This is a genomic window from Metaplanococcus flavidus (genome assembly GCF_042675885.1).
Taxonomy (GTDB): Bacteria; Bacillota; Bacilli; order Bacillales_A; family Planococcaceae; genus Planococcus; species Planococcus flavidus.
In genome coordinates, this window is sequence record NZ_JBHTKI010000007.1 from 1 (window position 1) to 19,674 (window position 19,674).

Here is a 19,674-nt window from a genome sequence, read left to right on the forward strand (position 1 = left end):
TTGAACCGTATTGCGATGCCGATCCAGCTTGTAATCGTCCTTCAATAATTTCTTGATTTTCCGATGCCCAAAACGATACTTCGTTTTCCTGCACAACGTGATAATTGCTTCTTCCACTTTGTTCAACACGCTTGTGACGCCATCGGCGAGCCACCGGTAATAAGTAGAACGCGGGACACTCAACGCAGACAAAATGGCCGTCACCGTATACTTTTTTCGGTAGTTTTCGACCAATTGAAGAATTACTTCTTTTTCAACTCCTCTTGCAGTTCCAAATACTTTTTTAAGATCTCATTCTCCATTTTCAAATGCGCATTTTGGCGATCTTTCTTCTCGTCTTCACTCGCGAATTCCGGCCCATGCCCAAACGAATATTGCTTGCCGGCCGGTTGGTCGAACCGGTGGATTTCATTTGCCCGGTACCATCTCATCCACGTCTCAATCTGTGATTTATTTTTGATGCCATGCTTCTCCNTCCTGTGTTTACAGGAACCGCCTTTTTTGTTTTATCTTTATCTCTCTTCAACAGGAACGTATGTCTGCATTCCTGGTCCGATATATTCTGCACGAGGGCGGATCAGGCGGTTGTTTGAATACTGCTCAAGAATGTGAGCCAGCCAGCCGGATGTGCGTGATACTGCGAAAATCGGTGTGAACAGGTCATGTTCGATGTTCAATGAATGGTAGACAGAAGCGGAATAGAAATCAACGTTTGGAGGAAGAACTTTCTGGCCAGTGACGATTTCATCGATTTTTACCGACATGTCATACCATTTCTCTTCGCCGCGGATCTTCGTCAACTTTTGGGACATATCGCGCAAATGTTTTGCTCGCGGATCGCCTTTGCGGTAGACGCGATGGCCGAAGCCCATAATTTTTTCTTTGTTTGCCAGTTTTTTGTTGATGACAGATTCCACATTATCGACCGAGCCGATTTCAGTCAGCATTTTCATGACTTGTTCGTTCGCGCCGCCGTGAAGGGGGCCTTTCAATGCGCCGATTGCGGCCGTTACGCCGGAATAGACGTCTGATAGAGTCGCGACTGCAACCCGTGCAGTGAATGTCGAAGCGTTCAATTCGTGGTCGGCGTGAAGAACCAGCGCTTTATTGAATGCTTCTTCCTCGATAGCTGCGGGTAAGTTTCCGGAAAGCATATAAAGGAAGTTAGCTGCAAAACTCAAATCGCTTTTTGGTGCAATCGGTTCCTGGCCGCTGCGGACGCGGGCAAATGCAGTCACCAAAGCTGCAATTTTCGCCTGGATGCGGATCGCTTTACGATAATTCGCTTCCGGGTTCATCTCTTCAGCTTCATCATCGAACAAGCCAAGCATCGAAACAGCTGAACGCAGTGCAGCCATGGGATGAACAGTTTTGATATCGTAGGTTTTATAATGATCCAATACTGCTTGGGGCAGGGACATATTGTCAGCTAATTGCTGCTCAAGTTCAGCCAATTCCTCCTTTTTAGGCAGGCGTTGATGCCATAAAAGATAAATCACTTCTTCAAAGCTGGCGTTGTCGGCCAAATCGTCGATATCATAACCCACGTATGTAAGTGTGTCATCGATAATTGAGCTGATGGCGGATTGTGTAGCTACTACACCTTCTAAACCTTTTGTAGTTGTCATTTGAATCTCTCCTTTAAATTTGTTTAAGTCCTTAGTTGTGCGAAAGTACTCAGCATTAATGATTTGTGCAGGCGACCGGTAAGCGTTTACATTCCGGTGATTTCCTTCTGTCCAAATTGTCAATATGGCAGTTTTAGTAAATGTGGCTAATTTGTGCTGTTTATTCACTGTAACTTAATTTAAAGAAAATTCCGGACAGAATGATTGTGATTGCCTAAATGGCGATTGAAGCAGCGTAATCAAGTACTGAAGCAGGAAATTATGGATTTTTAACAAGGATATACACATAAAAAATAGCCGTGAGAAGAAAAAAACATTATTTCCTTATAACTTATTTCGTTCAATTAAAATTATTAGGAGAGGTTTTCCCAAGTGTTCACTGGTTTTGACTGCTCATTTTGGTCTCTTGAAACTATTAATTTTAAAATAGTTATTGTTTTATCTTGAATAAGCCTGTATTGTCAGAATCATTGCTTCTAAAGTAATGAGGCGGATTCTACAAAACTGGAGGTTGTTCGATGGGAAAAACAAAAAACAGATGGTTGATCGCGTTAGCGGCAATTGCGATACAGCTATCAATCGGGGCAGCTTATGCCTATAGTGTTTATACAACACCAATCAGCAGTGAGATGGGCTGGGAAGCAAAAGAAGTTACCTATGCCTTCACGATCATGATGGCTCTTGGGGGAATCTCGGCAGCATTCTTCGGCGGATTTGTCGAGAAAAGAGGACCACGAAAGTCTGCTATACTGGCAGCATTCTTATTCGGTCTGGGACAAGCGGGTGCAGGCTTAGCTATTCAGATCGAATCGCTTGGACTATTCCTTCTTACATACGGTTTGTTGAGTGGACTTGGATTGGGAGTCGGCTATATCGCGCCTATTTCAACTCTTGTCAAATGGTTCCCGGACCGCAGAGGATTGGCCACCGGAATGGCGGTTATGGGCTTTGGAGCTGGTGCGCTGATTACTGCACCTGTTGCAGCTAATCTGATCGGCACATTCGGTGTCAGCACGACTTTCTATATACTCGGAATCAGTTATTTTATCCTGATCGTATTGGGAGCGTCTTATATTGCGCCGCCGCCATCCGGCTGGATGCCGCAAGGAATGCAGGCGGCCATCGATTCCGGAAAGAAAGTAATGAAAAAGGATCTGGAACAATTGACTGCCAAAGAAGCGGTGAAAACACGGCGCTTCTGGATGGTCTGGTCAATGATGCTGGTCAATGTCAGTGCCGGCATCATGATTATTTCTGTTGCGTCACCAATGTCACAGGAGCTGATTGGCTTGTCAGCAGCAGGCGCAGCTACCTTAGTCGGTATCATGGGAATTTTCAATGGCGGAGGCAGACTCGGCTGGGCTGCGATTTCTGATTACATCGGACGTCCAACCGTCTTTACGATTTTCTTCGGGCTGCAGATCGTTGCGTTCATAATGCTTCCGAACATTACCAATGTACTGGTATTTCAGGCATTGATACTGGTTATTGTCAGCTGCTATGGCGGCGGGTTTTCGAATCTTCCGGCATTTATCGGAGATCTTTTCGGTACCAAACAATTGGGTGCAATCCACGGTTATCTATTGACGACCTGGTCGCTCGGCGGCATCATCGGCCCGGCAATCGTTTCACAGATCAGAGACCGGACTGACAGTTATGTTCCGGTGTTTTACGTATTCATTGTCCTGGTTTCCATCGCATTCCTGATTTCCCTGTTGATCCGTTGGGACATCAAGCGGATTGAAGGAAAAGGGCAAGCGGAAAAAGTGACAGCCGCTTCAGAAGAACTCCGTCCGCAAGAGGGGAACAGCTAAACTTTGAATAGGCAGCAGCAGAAACATTAATCTCCATAAATTGAACTAGTAATGTATTGGATCCGATATTCCGCAAAACAGCTTCGCTTGCCTGGGGGCTCGCGCTGAGCTAACTCGGTCTCGTTTCACTTCGCCCGAGTGGATCTCAGCACTTCGCTTGGTCCCCTGGGCGTCTGCGCTGTTTTGCTCCATATCTAAGATACTCTCTCAATCAAAGTTACTTTCCTAGCGAAGGTGCGCCTTCATTTTCGACAAGCTTGCGCAGGAGCATAATCTTTGCATTGGTCCTTCTGCGACGAGCTGTGCGCAGGAGCATAATCTTTGCCCTTGTCCATAGCGCCGAAGCAATATACAATTATTAATTCTTCAATTCAACTGACATATAAATAAAATAAAAGCTGATCCCGAAAACCACAACGGTTTCGGGATCAGCTTTTTAGGTTTGAAGGCAGTTCGTATGAAAAGCGGGCTGCTATTTTTATGCTGTTAAAAATTACGTGAAATAGTTCAACTATTTCTTGGGGGTAAGAAGTTTTCAAAAGTTCTATGTGGGGTAATCGCTTTATGAGTGGGTTTGTAGTTCAAAACAGAGGGATATGAAAAATTTTATGTAAACGAAGCCCGAAATTAACCCACTTCATTTTAAATCCGAATCATACTTGATAAGATGCATTAATACAGAGGAGGGGAAACTTTGCTTGAAACTTTACTGTTTGATGGATGGAAAAGTCTTGTCCGGATTGTCATAATGGCGATACTCATATACGGATACCTCATTCTCATAATGAGACTCTCCGGAAAGAGGACCATGTTACAGTACAACATGTTCGATGTAATTATTTCTGTTGCTTATGGTTCGACTATTGCGACCATTCTGGTTACCGATAAGATTTCTTTTGCCGATGGCGCAGTTGTTCTAGGCATGCTCACACTCATCCAGTTGTTCATAGCTGTAATGGAAATGAAATCAAAAAAGTTTGGAGCAATCATAAATCCCACTCCAACGTTCCTGTACGTTAACGGTGAATATTGTGAAGAAGTTATGGACAAAGAACGGGTTCTGAAGAGCGAAATCAGAAATGCTGTTCGACAGCAGGGCATTGGTTCAATGGAAAAAATCGAAGTTATAGTTTTGGAAGGGAATGGGAAACTGTCCATCATAACCAAAAGCGAGGCAGGAGCCAAAGATACCCTCATAGATGTACACCATTAAACATGAAATATGCCCGCCACTTCTCCGCCTGGCAGCGAGGAAATGACGGGCATTTGAAATTTTTACATAATTTGCTTGAACACAGATGGCAGTAGCTTAAGCATGCGATCCTGCCTGTTGGAGTAGTTTTGTTACCGGCTCCGTATCTTGGACAGCAGGCGAAGAATTTCTAGATAGAGCCATACTAACGTGACGAGCAATCCGAAAGCCCCGTACCATTCAAAATATTTCGGAACACGGTTATTGGCGGCATTTTCGATATAATCAAAATCAAGCACGAGATTCAATGCGGCGACGATGACGATGACAACACTGATGGCAATGCCGATCGGAGATGAGTCATGCAAATAAGGGACGTTGAATCCGAAAAATCCCCCGACGAACGATACGATATAGACGAGGAAAATGGCGCCTGTGGCAGCGATCACACCAAGTCTGAAGTTCTGTGTCACTTTGATGAAACCGGATTTATAGGCAAATAACAGACTGAACAGCACACCCATTGTCAGAAGAACAGCCTGGAATACGATTCCTCCGTATTGAGCTTCGTATTGTGCAGATATGGCCCCTAGAAATAATCCTTCCAGCAGCGCGTAAAGCGGTGCGGTAAAAGGTGCGATTTTCGGGACGAAAATAGTTATGATGGCAACGATCAAGCCTCCGATTGCACCGATAAGTATAAGCGGCAGGACGCTTCCGGGGTTGGTGACAAATTGGTTCCAGGAATAGACAAATGTAGCCAATACAAGGAGCAGAAGGATCAATGTCTTATTCACCGTTCCCCGGATGGTCATTGTCTGGTTAGTATCCACATGGTCGAATTTTTCAAATGCTTCTTTTTTCAAACTTGGATTTCCGCTTCTCAAAAATTTCACCTCTTTATTTTAGCGAGCAGAATCATTATATCCTGTATGTTCTGATTGACCAAATTATAATTTCATAACAACAGGACCGGATCATCAATGTACACCGCGGTGATCCGGTTTTATTTTACCGGTAAGTTTGATTGCTGGTTTTTAGGTAATTAGAGAAATAGTACATTAAAAACGAGAGGGGGACATTGTCTTGATTACCCATCAATTACTGATACTTTTATTTATCGGCTACATCATCTACACAATCGATATCAAAAAGAACTATTTCCCGGTACCTGTCGTACTGGTCATCATAGGCTTGGGCTTGTCCTTCGTACCTTATTTTGATGGTTTTAATATATCTAAAGATATTATCTTTCATGTATTTCTGCCGGCAATCCTGTTCACTTCCGCTTATCAGTTTCCTTTGGAGCAATTAAGGAAAAATATAGGGATCATCACAACTTTGAGTACACTGGGATTAATTGCAACAGTCGGATTGCTGGGTCTGTCGATTTATTTTGCCGGGGCGTTGTTCACCGGTGTAACTTTTACAGCAGCTTTTCTGCTCGCTGCCATTCTGGCACCGACTGATCCGGTTTCAGTGACGACAATTTTGAAAGAAAGCAGCGGCGCCGAGCAGATAGCCGATGTGGTGGAAGGGGAGTCGATGATCAATGACGGCACCAGCATCGTCTTTTTCACCATCTTCCTGACAATGTTACAGACGGGTAATGGCTTTTCCGTCGGAAAATTCATTTTGGAACTTCTGCTGGTATCCATCGGTGGAATCCTGCTGGGCATGCTGGCAGGCTGGCTGATGAGCAGCACAATCCGTTTTACGAAAGATAAAAAGTATCAGGTCATATTAAGTGTCGTCGGTGCATACGGGGCTTTTTATATCGGCGAAGCGATTGGTGTATCCGGCGTGCTGGCAACAGTAGCTGCCGGTATATTTATCGCTTATGAGTTGAGCAAGGAAATCAAAGAAGATAATTTACAAAAGTCACTCGATGGGTTTTGGGACATTGTTACACCTGTTTTACTGGCGGTATTGTTCCTGTTGATCGGCATACGAGGTGCTGATTACCTGGTATTTTCTGGATGGGGCTTTGCGGTCGTTATTTTCATCCTGTCGCTCATTGTGCGATATTTGGTCATCGGGGGCTTCATCTACGGCGTACCCCGGTGGAGGCATGAATTCAAAAACGATTTTTCCACCATCACTTTGACTACGTGGTCGGGCATAAAAGGGGCCATGTCGGTGGCTTTGCTGCTATGGTTGGAAGAAACAGCTTCAGGAAAAGATCAGATATTGGTATCTTTGGCATTTGCCGTTATTCTATTGTCGCTGGTGATCCAAAGCGTTGGCATCTATCCATTGTCCAAAGTGCTGAAAAATCTCCAATGATCATTTAGTTGTGGATCTGCAAATGCATAAGAAAGGCCACTGCTAATTTTTAGCGGCGGCCTTTTGGAGATGAGTATTCGATTTATTCGGGAAACTCGGTTTCATCGTTTACAACATACCAGGCATCATTCACTCCCTGGCCGGTCACATCACCTTCTGCCATATCGTTGATGAAGTAATAGAGGGGATAACCTTTATAAGTTACTTGCATTTCCCCATTGTCTTCCCGCGTAATCGTGCTGAAATCACTTTCTGCATAACCCTCCGGAACTTCTACTTCAGACGCAGTGAATGCCGGCCAATTGACCAGGCAGTCGCCGGTGCAATTGCTTGTATCCATTTCGTCATTGGTGAAATAATACAGCGTCATCCCATCTGAATCGGCCAGATAGGGACCAGTATCTTCGTTTTCCATCAATTGCAGCGTCTGGGCGGATTGTTCACCTTCTTCGGAAACTATGGGTTCATCAGGTTTATCATCTGGACCTGAATATCCACCAGTAGTATCTCCCTCGCCGTTGCCGCAGGCCGTCAATACTGCAACCATGAATATGACAATGAAAAGTAACAACCGCTTTTCCATTTTCAACACCCCTTTTCAAATTTTACCAGTGAAGGCAGGCAGTCGATGGAAACTTAAAGCAAGAAAGGTTAATTCATAACAATTACCCCTTTGCCAGTCAAGGATTTCAATTTCGGATGAGCGCTGCAGCTCAAAAATTTCTTCGTTTCTGAAATGAATTATCTTTAGTTTAACTGAATATTCAGTTCTTTTCCATTCAATTGCATTAGGGCAGCAGACATTGCGTGTGGGTTCATCCATCCGGCAGAGAAAAACAGGGCATTGATCGCTGTCTGCATATGATAAGATAAATAAAAAGAAAATTTCGATATCTGATCGGGAACGGAGGAATCCAATGAGTCAGCTAATCGATAATGCAATCTGTTTTGCAGCGGTGAAACATCATGGCCAATATCGGAAAGGGACGAATACCCCTTATTTTACTCATCCATTTGCTGTTGCAATGATTCTGGTGGAAGAAGCGCAGACAGAAGAGATTGTAGTTGCGGCACTGTTGCATGATACGCTTGAAGATACGGATGCAACAGAGGAGGAGCTTTTCAAAAATTTCGGGGAGGACATTCTGATGCTGGTAAAAGCCGCTTCTGAACCGGATAAGTCTCTATCCTGGGAATTGCGGAAACAGCATACCATCGAGGGATTGCCGCTTCATTCCATTGAAGAATTGCACTTAATCCTGGCGGATAAATTGCATAACCTGCGCTCTATTCATGCAGATGTACAAAAACAAGGAGAAAGAATATGGCAAAGGTTCAATAGAGGAAAACGTGATCAATGCTGGTATTACATGGGTATCATCGGAGCGTTAAAAAATAGGAAAAAAGAAATCCCGCTGCTCAGAAAGTTGGAAGAAGAAGCGATGGAGCTTTTCATCGGTAAAAAGCGGCTGAAACTGCATGATATTCAACTCCTGTTTAATACCTTCCATTCACACATTGATAAAGAGCGGGAAGAATTGATGGAATCAGGATTGGACGATTTCATAGCAGAATTGCAGAATGCGGCATCTGAATTTGCGTCGGCACAGGATGAAACATTACTGCCAGTTCAACTTCTGTTAAAGGACGCCAACCTGGAACTCACCCTCGCGGAGGGGAACGGAATTCAGGCATACGCCTATCTTCAGGAACTTAAGCACCGCCTTGCCTGGAGTGACGAACTTTTTCTGAAATATTTCAGGCAATTTATTGCACCGGATGCTTTTCGCCGAATAGCAAAACAGACAAACGGGGATTAGAGCTATTAAGGGTGCTCCAAATGTCGCTTCCGAAGCGACCAAATCCCCAGCTGAAAATCGTATCCTTAAGTTGTAAAGAAAACTTGAGGAGGAACGCAAAATGAAAAATGAATTGACAGAATTGGTATTCATACTCGACAAGAGCGGTTCAATGGCCGGATTGGAGAAGGACACGATCGGCGGTTTTAATGCGCTGGTCGAAAAGCAGCGGAACCTGCCCGGCGAAGTGCGGGTTACCACTGTTCTTTTCAACCAGTCCTATGAACTGCTGCATGACCGGATTGCGCTGACAGGAATTTCACCTCTTACAGAAAAGGATTACGAAGTTGGCGGCACTACCGCTCTATTGGACGCCATCGGCTCGGCAATCCAAAAAATAAACAATGCCCAACAGCGAACGATGGAACGGGAACGAGCGGACAAGGTGATGTTCGTCATCACGACGGATGGCATGGAAAATTCGAGCTGCGAGTATAATTACCGGAAAATCCATGAAATGATTGCAACGCAGAAACAGGAAGGCAATTGGGAATTCATCTTTCTCGGGGCGAACATCGATGCTGTCGCTACAGCGAAGCAATTCGGTGTGGCAGAGGACTTTGCTGTCGAGTACCACGCAGACGCTGAAGGCACCCAGCTGAATTATAAAGTCCTGAGCGAAGCGGTGACCTCGTTCCGTACCGGCCAATCAATCGACCGCAACTGGAAAAAGGAAATTGAAAAAGATTTTAAATCCCGTCCGAAAAAATAATTCAGAACTTATAAAGCCTCTCCTCAGTGAGAAGGCTTTTTTGATTGCCTTAATATCCTGTAGTTTTGATTGAAAAGGCAAAGGGTAGTGAATCTATACGGAGAAATTTATTTCAAATCGATTGTTGGAGGTATGTAAACAATGGATCAAAAGGGTAATAAACGATTCGGTTTTTTCGGCGGGCAAATGGAAGTGCAGGAAAATATTGAGCAATTGAAAAGCGACGGCTACCCAACTGATAATATGTACGTTATTGCCAAGGATAATGAGCAGATCAATGCCTTGCGTTCTTATTCGGATGTGCATTTCAGTACGGAACAGGATGGGGAATGGATCGAAAAATTCAAAGAGATGTTTTCCGGTAACCACACGTTAAAGAATGTGTTTGAAGAAATGGGGTTCAGCCGGGAGGAAGCGGAAGATTATAATCGGCGTATTGAAAACGGAGAAATTTTCCTTTTTGCGGATGATGAAGTCTATACGGAGTCCGATAGGAAAGGAACGGCTTTATCGACTGATGAGACATACAGAGAAGACGAAAAATACACAGATACCCATAATGTTTCTGACTCTGCAGGAGTGGGCAGTTCATTTAACCGGGACAACGACTTTCAGGAACCGGCCAAAATGAGCAGGAAAGAGCGGCGAAAGAAACTTTCCGGAACTGAAGAGGAAAGCCTGTTACTGCACGAAGAACAGCTGGCAGTCAACAAAGAGCGTGTCCAGACCGGTGAAGTGAACGTCAGCAAACGAATTGTTGAAGAGCAGGAACAGATGGATGTGCCGGTAGAACGGGATGACGTGGTGGTTGAAAGAAGGCCGATGATGGACAATGGCAACGGAGATGCAGAAATTAAAAAAGAGCCGTACCAGGTGGGTGATGAACTTCACATACCTGTTGTCGAAGAAAGGCTCGTGGTGACGAAAAAAGAAGTGGTCACAGAAGAGATTGTAGTCACCAAAAGGAAAATCAGCGATACGGAACATATTTCAGAAACTCTTCGCCGTGAAGAAGTGGATATCGATGAAAACAATTTACCTGCGAATGATCGAAAGAAATAAGCGGCAAAATTCATCGTCGGGATTTTCCATTAAATTCGGCAATGTTTAATATAGGCCGTGCAGGGTAGACAATTTATAGTTTCATCTACAAAAAAATCACAATTTATTGGAGGTTTTATGATGAAGAACAACAATAACAATGACAAATTAGTAGGTACTTTTGAATTGCAGGCTCAGGTTTATAATAAAATTGAAGAATTGAAAGAGCAGGGATACCGCGAAGAAGATATGTACGTAGTTGCCAAAAATGGAGCCGACATCGATACATTGCAGGACAAAACCAGAACAAACATTACGTCTTCAGACCAAGACAGTGATTGGAAAGATAAATTCACAAATCTGTTCTCCAGCGACGATACGGAACGCAGTTCTTATCGCAATGTAAGTGATGACAGAAACCAAAGTTCCGATTACAACAGCCATGTGGAAAATGGCCGCATCCTATTATATGTGGACCGGGATTTTGGCAGCAGATCAGGAACTTTTGGAACCGGAAGCACGACAGGTGCAGGCGGAGACCTAAGCCGCAGCAATACATCCGACTTGGGCAGAGACAATACTTCTGACTTGGACAGAGGCAATGAAGAAAGCATGAAACTCCATGAAGAACGATTGAACGTCGATAAAGAGCGGGTACAAACTGGTGAAGTGAATGTCGGCAAGCATGTTGTGGAAGAAGAACAGTCAGTCGACGTGCCGGTACAGCGTGAAGAAGTATATGTGGAACGGCGGCCTGTCAATGATGAAACAGGAACCGGCACTACAGACCGCGATGGCCTTGGCGAAAAAGATTCGATTCATGTGGATGTCAATGAAGAGCGTTTAAATGTATCGAAAGATGAAGTCGTCGGTGAGGAAATCGTCGTGGGCAAACGCAAAGTCAAAGACACGGAGCATGTCAGTGAAACCGTTCGCCGTGAAGAAGCAGATGTTGATGAAGGCACAAACAAAAGCAGAAACAAAGACAATGATTTGTTCGATGATGACGACCGCAAACGCGGATTATAAACGACTCTGTTTGTGATTCAAATAATAGCGAAGCCGTTCCGGAATTTCCGGTACGGCTTTTATTTATGTGGAAATCCTTCAGGTGTTTTCTGCCCGTTATTGAAACTTACTCACCATTTTTCCGTATTTATAGAGGGAGGGGAGGAGAACCCGATGATAAAACAGCCTGCAATTAATGTACCTAAATCCTTGTTTGCAATATTTTTGGACTGGGTGACTTTGCTGCTCTTTTTAGCGGTCATCATTTACCTGGTCGTACAATATCCATCATTGCCGGATCAAGTGCCGGGACATTATGACTCATCAGGGATGGTTGATCGATGGGGAAGCAAAATTGAGATGTGGATCTTGCCGCTGGTCGGTGCCGGTCTTTGGGTGCTGATGACAATAGTGGAAAAATACCCGCATACCTTCAACTACATAAATCTCAGACAGGACAATCTAGAAGCACAATACCGCAATGCAAAGCTCATGATTAATGTCTTGAAAAACGAATCTGTCTTATTGTTCAGCTTCCTGATATTCCAGGACATTCGTGTGGCGAACGGAGCGGCAGAAGGATTGGGCTATTTTTTCATGCCCGTATTCCTGTTCGTGATTTTCGGCAGCATGATCATATTTCTAATAAGAATGCTCCGCATGTGAAGAGCAGAAAAAGCCTGTGGAAAGCAGTCAGCCAGTAACCCACAGGAAAACATGGTTATCCACAGAGCAGCAAAGTTATTAACTATTTGATAGTACAAGTGTATTAAATTGAAGTTGGCAGCGATATTTATTTGATACAACCGTATTGTATTTATTGAATTATAAAAGTATTCTGATAAAATGGATATATGCCAAAACTTATCGATCACCAAACCAAAAAATTGGATATAGCACATGCCGCGTGGAAAATAATTTTAAAGGAGGGCGTGGGAGGGGCATCTGTACGGAATATAGCAAAGGAGGCAAGTATTACTCTTGGAGCATTGCGTTATTATTTCGCATCGCAGGAAGAGCTTCTGGCATTTACGGAAGACCTTGTTCATGCAGAGCTGGCTGAGCGGACTTCCGAACTTCTCATGATGGATCTGCCGCCTCAGGAAAAAATCCTCAATGTATTGAATGGTTTGTTGCCTGCAGCTGGAAGGGAGGAAGCAGCGACGGAAGCCAGGTTAATATTCAAATTGCAGACAAAATACGCGAATAAATCATATGATTCAAGCCGCGACAGCATTTATCAGGCAGTAAAATCCATCATGTCGAACCTCGTGATGCTCAATCTGCTGAAGAAGGACGTGGATCTGAGCCTTGAAACTGACAGGCTTTATTCTTTAATGGATGGTCTGGCAATGGATCTGATGCTTCGGGGGAGCGACATTAAACCGGATAAAGCCCGGAACATATTGGAAACACATATCAAATCCCTATGCAAAGAGGGGAGTGGGGGTTAATTTTTACTCCTGCTTTAAATTTGACGCATTTTAATTTAAAAGTAAAATAGTTATACAAAGTTTATATAGAGAATAGAGAATGAAGTAAGTTTACATAATATAAATATTTGTTTAAAAAATAGAGGTTTAGAAAATGAAAAAAGAAGGTATAAAACAATAAACTTTTAATTACTTTGAATTTGAAATAAACTATAAAAGCAATTCATCCCAAAAGAGGAGTTGAGACCGATGAGTTTAGAAACGATCAAAGGTTCAAGCATGGTTGTCAAAATGACGCGTACTCTAATGAATGAAGGCTGGTTATTCACTCCAAATGAATTTGATGTCATTGTCAAAGCGGAAAATAAAACAACTGGAGAATCCATTCATTTTCCTTCCATCGGAAATTTGAAAACCTGGCTGTATCAGAAAGCATTAGGAGTTTAAAAACATAAAAAATCCCGGATCTCATTAAAATTGAGATCCGGGATTTTTCATTTATACATACTCACATCATCTTCTTGAGCGCCATTACAGCTTCATCCGCTGTCTTTTGATCAACCGTAATCCGGTTGATCACTCGTCCTTCCACCAATTCTTCCAAAGACCAGGTTAAATGGGGAAGATCAATTCGGTTCATGGTCAGACATGGACACATATAAGGATTAAGCGACACGATATCACGGTCAGGATAATCGCTGATCAGACGGTTTACAAGATTCATTTCTGTGCCGATTGCCCATTTTGATCCCGGTTCAGATGCTTCAATCATGTCGATGATGTATTTGGTCGAACCGGCATAATCTGAAATGCTCACCACTTCATATGTGCATTCCGGATGGACCAGGATATTGCGGTCGAGTTCTTTCTCACGCAGAATTTCAACATGCTTCGGCAGGAAATTCATATGTACCGAACAATGGCCTTTCCAAAGGATGACTTTGACATCGTCCAGTTCACATTGCAGTTCCAGCTTCTGCCTGATGGGATCCCAAACAGCCATCTGTTCAAGCGGGATCCCGAGTTTTACTGCGGTATTCCTGCCAAGATGCTGATCTGGCAGGAATAGCATGCGCTCTTTTTGCCCGAGTGCCCACTGCACCATTTCCACCGCATTAGAGGAAGTCACAGTTGCGCCGCCGTTTCTGCCGACAAAAGCTTTGATGGCAGCTGTAGAATTGACATAAGTCAGCGGGGTGATGGAGTCTCCGAATAGCCCCTGCAGCTTGAGCCATGCGCGTTCTGTCTGATCGATATTCGCCATATCCGCCATTGAGCAGCCCGCACGCATATCGGGAAGCAGAACGGCCTGCTCGGGAGTCGTCAGTATGTCTGCCGTCTCAGCCATAAAATGGACACCGCAGAAAATGATGAAATCAGCGGTTTGGTCACCGGCTATTTGCGACAGCTGCAATGAGTCTCCTGTTACATCCGCATAGCGGATCACTTCATCTTTCTGATAATGATGGCCCAGTATATAAAGGCGATTGCCTAATAATTTCCGTGCCAATGCCGCACGTGCATGCAATTCCTCGGTTGATGCAGACAAATAATGGGCGGGCATTGCATCCGCCGGTTGAAGTTCTTCGAGTAATGAAGTCATTGGGTAATTGCCTCCTTATGTGAAACGCTTAAGTTCATGGTCATATCGAGGTTGCTGACGCTGTGTGTCAATGCGCCGATGGAAATGACGTCGACGCCGGTATCCCGGTAATCCGCAAGGTGAGCCAAATCGATGCCGCCGGAAGCTTCTGTCCGGATGTTGCCGGGCACGCGTTTCACCCAGCGGCTGACTTGATCCGGCGACTGGTTGTCGAACATGATGACGTCCGGTGCTGCGGCGATCGCTTCCAGCAATTGCTGTTCTGTTTCCACTTCCACTTCGACCATCATCATGTGGCCGTGTGCTGCCCGGACTTTTCTGACGGCTGCCGTGATCGAACCGGCAGCGGCGATGTGATTGTCTTTCAGCATGACCGCGTCATAAAGTCCGTTCCGGTGATTGAAGCCTCCTCCTGTCCGTACTGCATATTTTTCAAACATGCGCAGACCCGGCGTAGTTTTTCTTGTGTCAACGATACGGGTGTGGGAGGACCCTAGCGCCGCCACACAATGATGGGTCAAAGTGGCAATCGCACTCATCCGCTGGACAAGATTGAGGAAGACGCGTTCACCGGCCAAAATTCCTGCCACATTGCCGCTGATTTTCACAATCGCCTCACCGGTAAATGCGGCGTCGCCCTCGTTTTTGAACTTATGCACGGTTATAGTAGGGTCCAGCAACTGATAGCCCCATTCGAAAATCGGCAAACCGGCAATGATGCCATCCGCTTTCATCCGCACGATTGCCTCGCCCTGATTGCTGTCTTCAAAGATGACGGAGGAGGCATCCCGATCTCCCATATCTTCTATTAAAAAGTTTTTTAACGCATCTTGTGCTTTCAATTTGTTCATCATACAGTCTCCTTGCTTTGTATTTTACGTTCATTGATACTAATTCCACTTTTGGATAATTCAATGACTTTCCCTTGCCAATCAACTGATAGGGCAGGGAAGTCGATTCGGAAATGCGCACCGCGGCTCTCTTCCCGCAAATAAGCCGCAGTCGCGATTAATGTGCTGGATGTTAATCGGTGGAAAAGGCTGATATCTTCATTGCTCAGATTGAGTAAATCTTCAACTGGCGGCAATTTATATTCATCAATAAAATCTTTCAACCGTTGATTTTCCCGGAGAATGCCGACTGAATGGGTCATGTCTGTCCGCAATGACTCGTGAAGGGGATACGCCCCAATTTGTTTAAAGGCTGTAAAATTCCAGCTTTGTTCAAGGAAATGGGAGTTTTCAAATTCATCCTGGACTGATTTTGAAAGAGTTTCTGCCAAGCGTTTCGCAAAAACAATCGCTTCAAGGAGCGAATTGCTGGCCAGCCGATTGGCGCCGTGAACTCCGGTGCAAGCAATTTCTCCAATGGCATATAGGCGGGCGATGTTTGTTCTGCCTCTGTCGTCCGTTTTTACGCCTCCCATATGAAAATGTGCGCCAGGTCGTACCGGCAATAGATCGGTTAAGGGATCAATTCCGTGATACTGGCAATTTTTCAGGATCGAAGGGAACTTATCACCGAAATCGGTTATATGGCGCGCGTCCAAAAAGACGGGGCCCTGCTCCTGCCAATGACATTCGATTGCGCGTGCAACGATGTCCCGGGAGGCAAGTTCTTTTAATGGATGAATTCCTTCCATAATATTGTGTCCATGTTGATTGACCAACAATGCTCCTTCTCCACGAACAGCTTCGGAAATTAAGCCTTCGGATTTTCCGTCTATTGTCAAAATGGTGGGGTGGAACTGGACGAATTCAAGGTCTTCCAAAATCGCTCCAGCGCGATAGGCGAGCGATAAGCCATCGCCTTCTGCAACATTTGGATTGGAAGTATGGCTGTATAGGGCACCGATACCGCCTGTTGCGAGAACAGTATGGCGGGCGTAGATGGATTTTCTGAATCCGTCTTTATCACTCGCTATGACTCCCAGGCAACCTGTATCGGCGACAACGAGCTCAAGGGCCTGATGATGGGGGAAACGTTGGATCCGGTTCTCTGTTTTCTTCATTAAATAACTCATCAATCCTCTGCCCGTCTGATCACCTCCGGCATGAAGGATGCGGCGGGTGTTGTGGGCGCCTTCCATTCCGAGAATGGGGCTGCCGGAAACATCTTTATCGTAAGGCAGCCCGTCTGCCATTAATTGGCGGATGATGGATTCACCTTCATCTGTCAGAATTGCCACGCGTTCTGGTGCTGAATGACCGGCGGTCGCCTGTAACGTATCTTCGGCGTGAGCTTCAGGGGAATCAGTGGAATGAAGGCTCGCCGCGATTCCTCCCTGTGCCAGCATTGTATTTGTGTTGACCGGTGTGTCTTTCGTCAATACGGCAATCTTCCAATCACGGGGCAGCGAATGGGCCAGCATCAGGCCGGCAGCACCTCCGCCAATAATAAGAACATCAAACAAACTTTACACCTTCTTTACAAGTGTCTTGACACTATTAATGACATAAAGATACAGTGATTACAAGGTTAAAATGTATTTTGAAGGGATATTGGTGGACTCATGAAAATTTATTTGGACGCAGCGGCAACTTTGCCGATGAGGGAAGAAGCATTGCAGGCATATTTGGAAACAGCCAAAAGCACATTCGGCAATACACAAAGCCTTCATGATGCCGGAACGGAAGCAGCGAATTGGGTGGATTCGTGCCGCAGGGTCTGGGGGCAATTATTGTATGGAAGAAAGGATGGATTCTATTTCACCGGCAGTGCGTCAGAAGCTAATCAATTGGCGATACGTTCGTTATTGAACGGCAGGCCGGTTCATTGCAAAACGATTGTTACAACACAATTGGAACATGCCTCCGTGCTGGCAGTTTTGGCGGAACTCGAAAAGGAAGGCTATGAAATTATCTATTTGCCTGTAGATGAATCGGGAATATTGGATATGGGGATGTATGAAGAAACAGTGACTGAAGAAACGGCGCTGGTCGTCATGCAGCTCGTCAATTCAGAAATGGGTGCCATACAAGACATCGCCCGATGCGCGCAATACGCACATCGTTTCGGTGTGCCGCTGCATACCGATATGGTGCAGGGGCTCGGGAAAGTGCCTATCGATCTGTCAGGGAGCGGCGTCGCCTCAGCTGTTTTTTCGGCTCATAAAATCGCAGGTCCGAAAAGTGTTGGTATCGTTTATCTGGACCCCGGCATTCATTGGCAGCCGGTTTATGAAGGGACTGTACATCAAAATGGCTTTCGTGCAGGGACCGTCGATGTTCCGGGTATCGTCTCGGCAACGATTACGGCCAAATATGCGGTAGGTGAACAACCTGAAAACCATAGGAACGCAGAGCAACTTCAAAGTTTTCTGCTGCAGAATTTGCCGTTTGGCATCGTATCAGCCGGTAAATCAGCCACGAAGTCTCCCTTTATCCAGGGACTCCTGTTGCCGCATGTTGAAGGGCAGTGGATGATGCTCCAGTGCAACCGCCATGAAATCGCAATTTCAACTGGCACCGCCTGCAAAATCGGCGCGGGTGAAGCGATGTCCGCCATGCTGGCCATGGGTGTGGCAAGCGATGCTGCGAGAAAATTCATCCGGATTTCGTTTTACAGAGATACAACTATAGAAGATATAAAGAAATTTTTAGCTGTAATGGAATCATCGTTGCTTGAAAGCCGGACAAAAAAATAATTTGCAGCAGGGCTCTATGACTGCTACGATTTTAGTAATTTAAAGCTGAGGGAGGTTCACTATGAAAATTGTAATTGCACCTGATTCGTTCAAAGGATCTCTCACCAGTGTGGAAGCCTCAAAAATAATTGATAAGGCACTTAAGGATTTCGACCCGCATATTGAAACTGTTCAAATTCCCATGGCTGACGGAGGAGAGGGGACCGTCGATGCTGTGCTGTGGAACCGGGGCGGAGATATGGTCAGCTGCCGTGTTTGCGATCCTTTTGGAAGAATTATAGTTGCGCAATATGGCTGGCTGGAAGAAAAAAAGACAGCCATTATCGAAACAGCTGCTGCCTCGGGACTTCCCTTGTTGGACAAAGCAGAATTGGATCCGGAGCGGGCATCGAGCTTTGGCACGGGGGAACTGATAAAAGAAGCACTTGATAAAGGGGCGGAAAAGATCATTCTGGGCCTTGGTGGGAGTGCCACCATCGATGGTGGAACCGGTTTATTTCAGGCGCTCGGCGTAAAGTTTTTTGATGAAAACCTGAATGAACTTTCGTGGCTTGGAGGAAGGCTCGATCGTATTTCTGCAATGGACCCCACCGGACTGGATCCGCGGCTGCCCTCAGTCAAGATAACAATTGCAAGTGATGTCACCAATCCGCTTCTGGGAAGCGACGGGGCAGTCACGGTATTCGGACCCCAAAAAGGTCTGTCAGCAAGCCAGTTGGAAATTTTTGAGAAAGGCATGCGCAGTTTTGCAGAATTGGTTGCGCGCCAAACAGGGAAATCGATGGTCAATGAACCGGGAAGCGGTGCTGCTGGAGGCATCGGTTTTTTGATGCGGACTCTTTTGGTTGTCGAATTTCGGAGCGGCCTGGAAATGATCGCTGAAATGGCCGGCCTTGCAAAACAGTTGGAAGATGCAGATCTTGTTTTGACGGGGGAAGGGCGGATCGATGGCCAGTCCTTATTCGGAAAAGTACCGGTCGGCATTGGCCGTCTGGCGAAAGGAGCGGGTGTTCCAGTGATCGCTTTTGCAGGTTCCATTGGTCCGGGAACCGAGCACCTCGAATATGAAGGTGTGAACGTTGTGATGCCGATGTCCGAAGGACCCACAAGCCTTTCTGAAGCCATGCTGCACAGTGAAAAGCTTCTATATAACGCAAGCATGCGGCTTATGAAAATCGTGCGAATCGGAAGCATGGCATAAAGTAGAACCAAACATCCGGGGACAGCGCTGCTGACTTCCGGATTTTTTGTTTTCATATTAATAAAATCTTAATAAAATTATTGACCCTTTTTTAGCGGATTAGGACTATAATAATAAGTAATTCTAACAGAAAATTACATATCTTTATGAAACTTTACGCGGTTTCATACGTTAAATTAATAAAAGAGAAAGAGTCCTGAAATGTCCTAAGCCTCTGGTCGCATATAAAAAAGGCCTGGCGCCTGATGTGT

At 45.2% G+C, this 19,674-nt stretch carries 19 protein-coding genes and 1 pseudogene; 12 read left to right on the top strand and 8 right to left on the bottom strand.

All coding sequences use genetic code 11. The annotated features are described in order from the left end of the window. The 3 genes and pseudogenes from ACFQ1X_RS03890 to citZ form a co-directional block, all read right to left on the bottom strand. A pseudogene (locus ACFQ1X_RS03890) lies at positions 1 to 234 on the bottom strand (IS3-like element ISErh1 family transposase); the annotation flags it as partial. Positions 235 to 242: 8 nt separating this feature from the next. Then, positions 243 to 431 (bottom strand): hypothetical protein, encoded by a 189-nt coding sequence (locus ACFQ1X_RS03895; protein ID WP_379081440.1) that lies wholly within the window; start codon positions 429 to 431, stop codon positions 243 to 245. A gap of 81 nt (positions 432 to 512) precedes the next feature. Next, positions 513 to 1,628: a citrate synthase gene (gene citZ, locus ACFQ1X_RS03900; protein ID WP_144840328.1), complete on the bottom strand. Its 1,116-nt coding sequence runs from the start codon at positions 1,626 to 1,628 to the stop codon at positions 513 to 515. A 518-nt stretch (positions 1,629 to 2,146) separates the two neighbouring features. On the opposite strand from citZ, the gene ACFQ1X_RS03905 reads away from it, so the two are divergent. Both ACFQ1X_RS03905 and ACFQ1X_RS03910 read left to right on the top strand, forming a co-directional pair. After that, positions 2,147 to 3,442 (top strand): L-lactate MFS transporter, encoded by a 1,296-nt coding sequence (locus ACFQ1X_RS03905; RefSeq protein ID WP_144840327.1) that lies wholly within the window; start codon positions 2,147 to 2,149, stop codon positions 3,440 to 3,442. Positions 3,443 to 4,136: 694 nt separating this feature from the next. Continuing rightward, entirely contained in the window at positions 4,137 to 4,655 is a 519-nt protein-coding gene (locus ACFQ1X_RS03910; protein ID WP_144840326.1) for a DUF421 domain-containing protein, read from the top strand. 131 nt (positions 4,656 to 4,786) lie between these two features. Here ACFQ1X_RS03910 and ACFQ1X_RS03915 read toward each other — a convergent pair whose 3' ends face one another. Next, on the bottom strand, positions 4,787 to 5,521 hold the full coding sequence (locus ACFQ1X_RS03915) for a Bax inhibitor-1/YccA family protein (RefSeq protein ID WP_144840325.1): 735 nt from the start codon (positions 5,519 to 5,521) through the stop codon (positions 4,787 to 4,789). Positions 5,522 to 5,720: 199 nt separating this feature from the next. Here ACFQ1X_RS03915 and ACFQ1X_RS03920 point away from each other — a divergent pair, with 199 nt between their 5' ends. Continuing rightward, the gene (locus tag ACFQ1X_RS03920; protein WP_144840324.1) at positions 5,721 to 6,920 is read left to right on the top strand and encodes a cation:proton antiporter; all 1,200 of its coding nucleotides are present in this window, start codon (positions 5,721 to 5,723) and stop codon (positions 6,918 to 6,920) included. Positions 6,921 to 7,002: 82 nt separating this feature from the next. On the opposite strand, the gene ACFQ1X_RS03925 is transcribed toward ACFQ1X_RS03920, so the two are convergent. Then, complete coding sequence (locus ACFQ1X_RS03925; protein ID WP_144840323.1) at positions 7,003 to 7,503, bottom strand: COG4315 family predicted lipoprotein; 501 nt, start codon at positions 7,501 to 7,503, stop codon at positions 7,003 to 7,005. A 334-nt stretch (positions 7,504 to 7,837) separates the two neighbouring features. On the opposite strand from ACFQ1X_RS03925, the gene ACFQ1X_RS03930 reads away from it, so the two are divergent. The 7 genes from ACFQ1X_RS03930 (at position 7,838) to ACFQ1X_RS03960 (ending at position 13,420) form a co-directional block, all read left to right on the top strand. Continuing rightward, on the top strand, positions 7,838 to 8,740 hold the full coding sequence (locus ACFQ1X_RS03930) for an HD domain-containing protein (RefSeq protein WP_144840322.1): 903 nt from the start codon (positions 7,838 to 7,840) through the stop codon (positions 8,738 to 8,740). Positions 8,741 to 8,840: 100 nt separating this feature from the next. Next, positions 8,841 to 9,491 (top strand): vWA domain-containing protein, encoded by a 651-nt coding sequence (locus ACFQ1X_RS03935; protein ID WP_144840321.1) that lies wholly within the window; start codon positions 8,841 to 8,843, stop codon positions 9,489 to 9,491. Positions 9,492 to 9,632: 141 nt separating this feature from the next. Beyond that, positions 9,633 to 10,553 (top strand): YsnF/AvaK domain-containing protein, encoded by a 921-nt coding sequence (locus tag ACFQ1X_RS03940; RefSeq protein ID WP_144840320.1) that lies wholly within the window; start codon positions 9,633 to 9,635, stop codon positions 10,551 to 10,553. Between the two features lie 120 nt (positions 10,554 to 10,673). Further along, complete coding sequence (locus ACFQ1X_RS03945) at positions 10,674 to 11,561, top strand: YsnF/AvaK domain-containing protein (protein WP_144840319.1); 888 nt, start codon at positions 10,674 to 10,676, stop codon at positions 11,559 to 11,561. Positions 11,562 to 11,714: 153 nt separating this feature from the next. Continuing rightward, positions 11,715 to 12,206, top strand: a complete 492-nt coding sequence (locus tag ACFQ1X_RS03950; RefSeq protein ID WP_144840318.1) for a DUF1648 domain-containing protein — start codon at positions 11,715 to 11,717, stop codon at positions 12,204 to 12,206. A gap of 188 nt (positions 12,207 to 12,394) precedes the next feature. Beyond that, positions 12,395 to 12,994: a TetR/AcrR family transcriptional regulator gene (locus ACFQ1X_RS03955; RefSeq protein ID WP_144840317.1), complete on the top strand. Its 600-nt coding sequence runs from the start codon at positions 12,395 to 12,397 to the stop codon at positions 12,992 to 12,994. Between the two features lie 228 nt (positions 12,995 to 13,222). Then, entirely contained in the window at positions 13,223 to 13,420 is a 198-nt protein-coding gene (locus ACFQ1X_RS03960) for a hypothetical protein (RefSeq protein ID WP_144840316.1), read from the top strand. A gap of 61 nt (positions 13,421 to 13,481) precedes the next feature. Here ACFQ1X_RS03960 and nadA read toward each other — a convergent pair whose 3' ends face one another. From nadA to nadB, 3 genes are read right to left on the bottom strand one after another with little or no spacing between them, the layout of a single operon-like run. Continuing rightward, positions 13,482 to 14,576 carry a quinolinate synthase NadA gene (nadA, locus tag ACFQ1X_RS03965; protein ID WP_144840315.1) on the bottom strand — a complete coding sequence of 365 codons (1,095 nt, stop codon included), beginning with the start codon at positions 14,574 to 14,576 and terminating at the stop codon, positions 13,482 to 13,484. Beyond that, positions 14,573 to 15,427, bottom strand: coding sequence for a carboxylating nicotinate-nucleotide diphosphorylase (nadC, locus tag ACFQ1X_RS03970; RefSeq protein WP_144840314.1), 855 nt, complete (start codon positions 15,425 to 15,427; stop codon positions 14,573 to 14,575). The genes nadA and nadC overlap by 4 nt, the downstream gene beginning before the upstream one ends. Then, the gene (gene nadB, locus ACFQ1X_RS03975; protein WP_144840313.1) at positions 15,427 to 16,989 is read right to left on the bottom strand and encodes an L-aspartate oxidase; all 1,563 of its coding nucleotides are present in this window, start codon (positions 16,987 to 16,989) and stop codon (positions 15,427 to 15,429) included. The genes nadC and nadB overlap by 1 nt, the downstream gene beginning before the upstream one ends. 99 nt (positions 16,990 to 17,088) lie before the next feature. Here nadB and ACFQ1X_RS03980 point away from each other — a divergent pair, with 99 nt between their 5' ends. Then, the gene (locus tag ACFQ1X_RS03980) at positions 17,089 to 18,222 is read left to right on the top strand and encodes an IscS subfamily cysteine desulfurase (protein ID WP_144840312.1); all 1,134 of its coding nucleotides are present in this window, start codon (positions 17,089 to 17,091) and stop codon (positions 18,220 to 18,222) included. Positions 18,223 to 18,283: 61 nt separating this feature from the next. Beyond that, positions 18,284 to 19,423 carry a glycerate kinase gene (locus ACFQ1X_RS03985; RefSeq protein WP_144840311.1) on the top strand — a complete coding sequence of 380 codons (1,140 nt, stop codon included), beginning with the start codon at positions 18,284 to 18,286 and terminating at the stop codon, positions 19,421 to 19,423. Positions 19,424 to 19,674 lie beyond the last annotated feature (251 nt).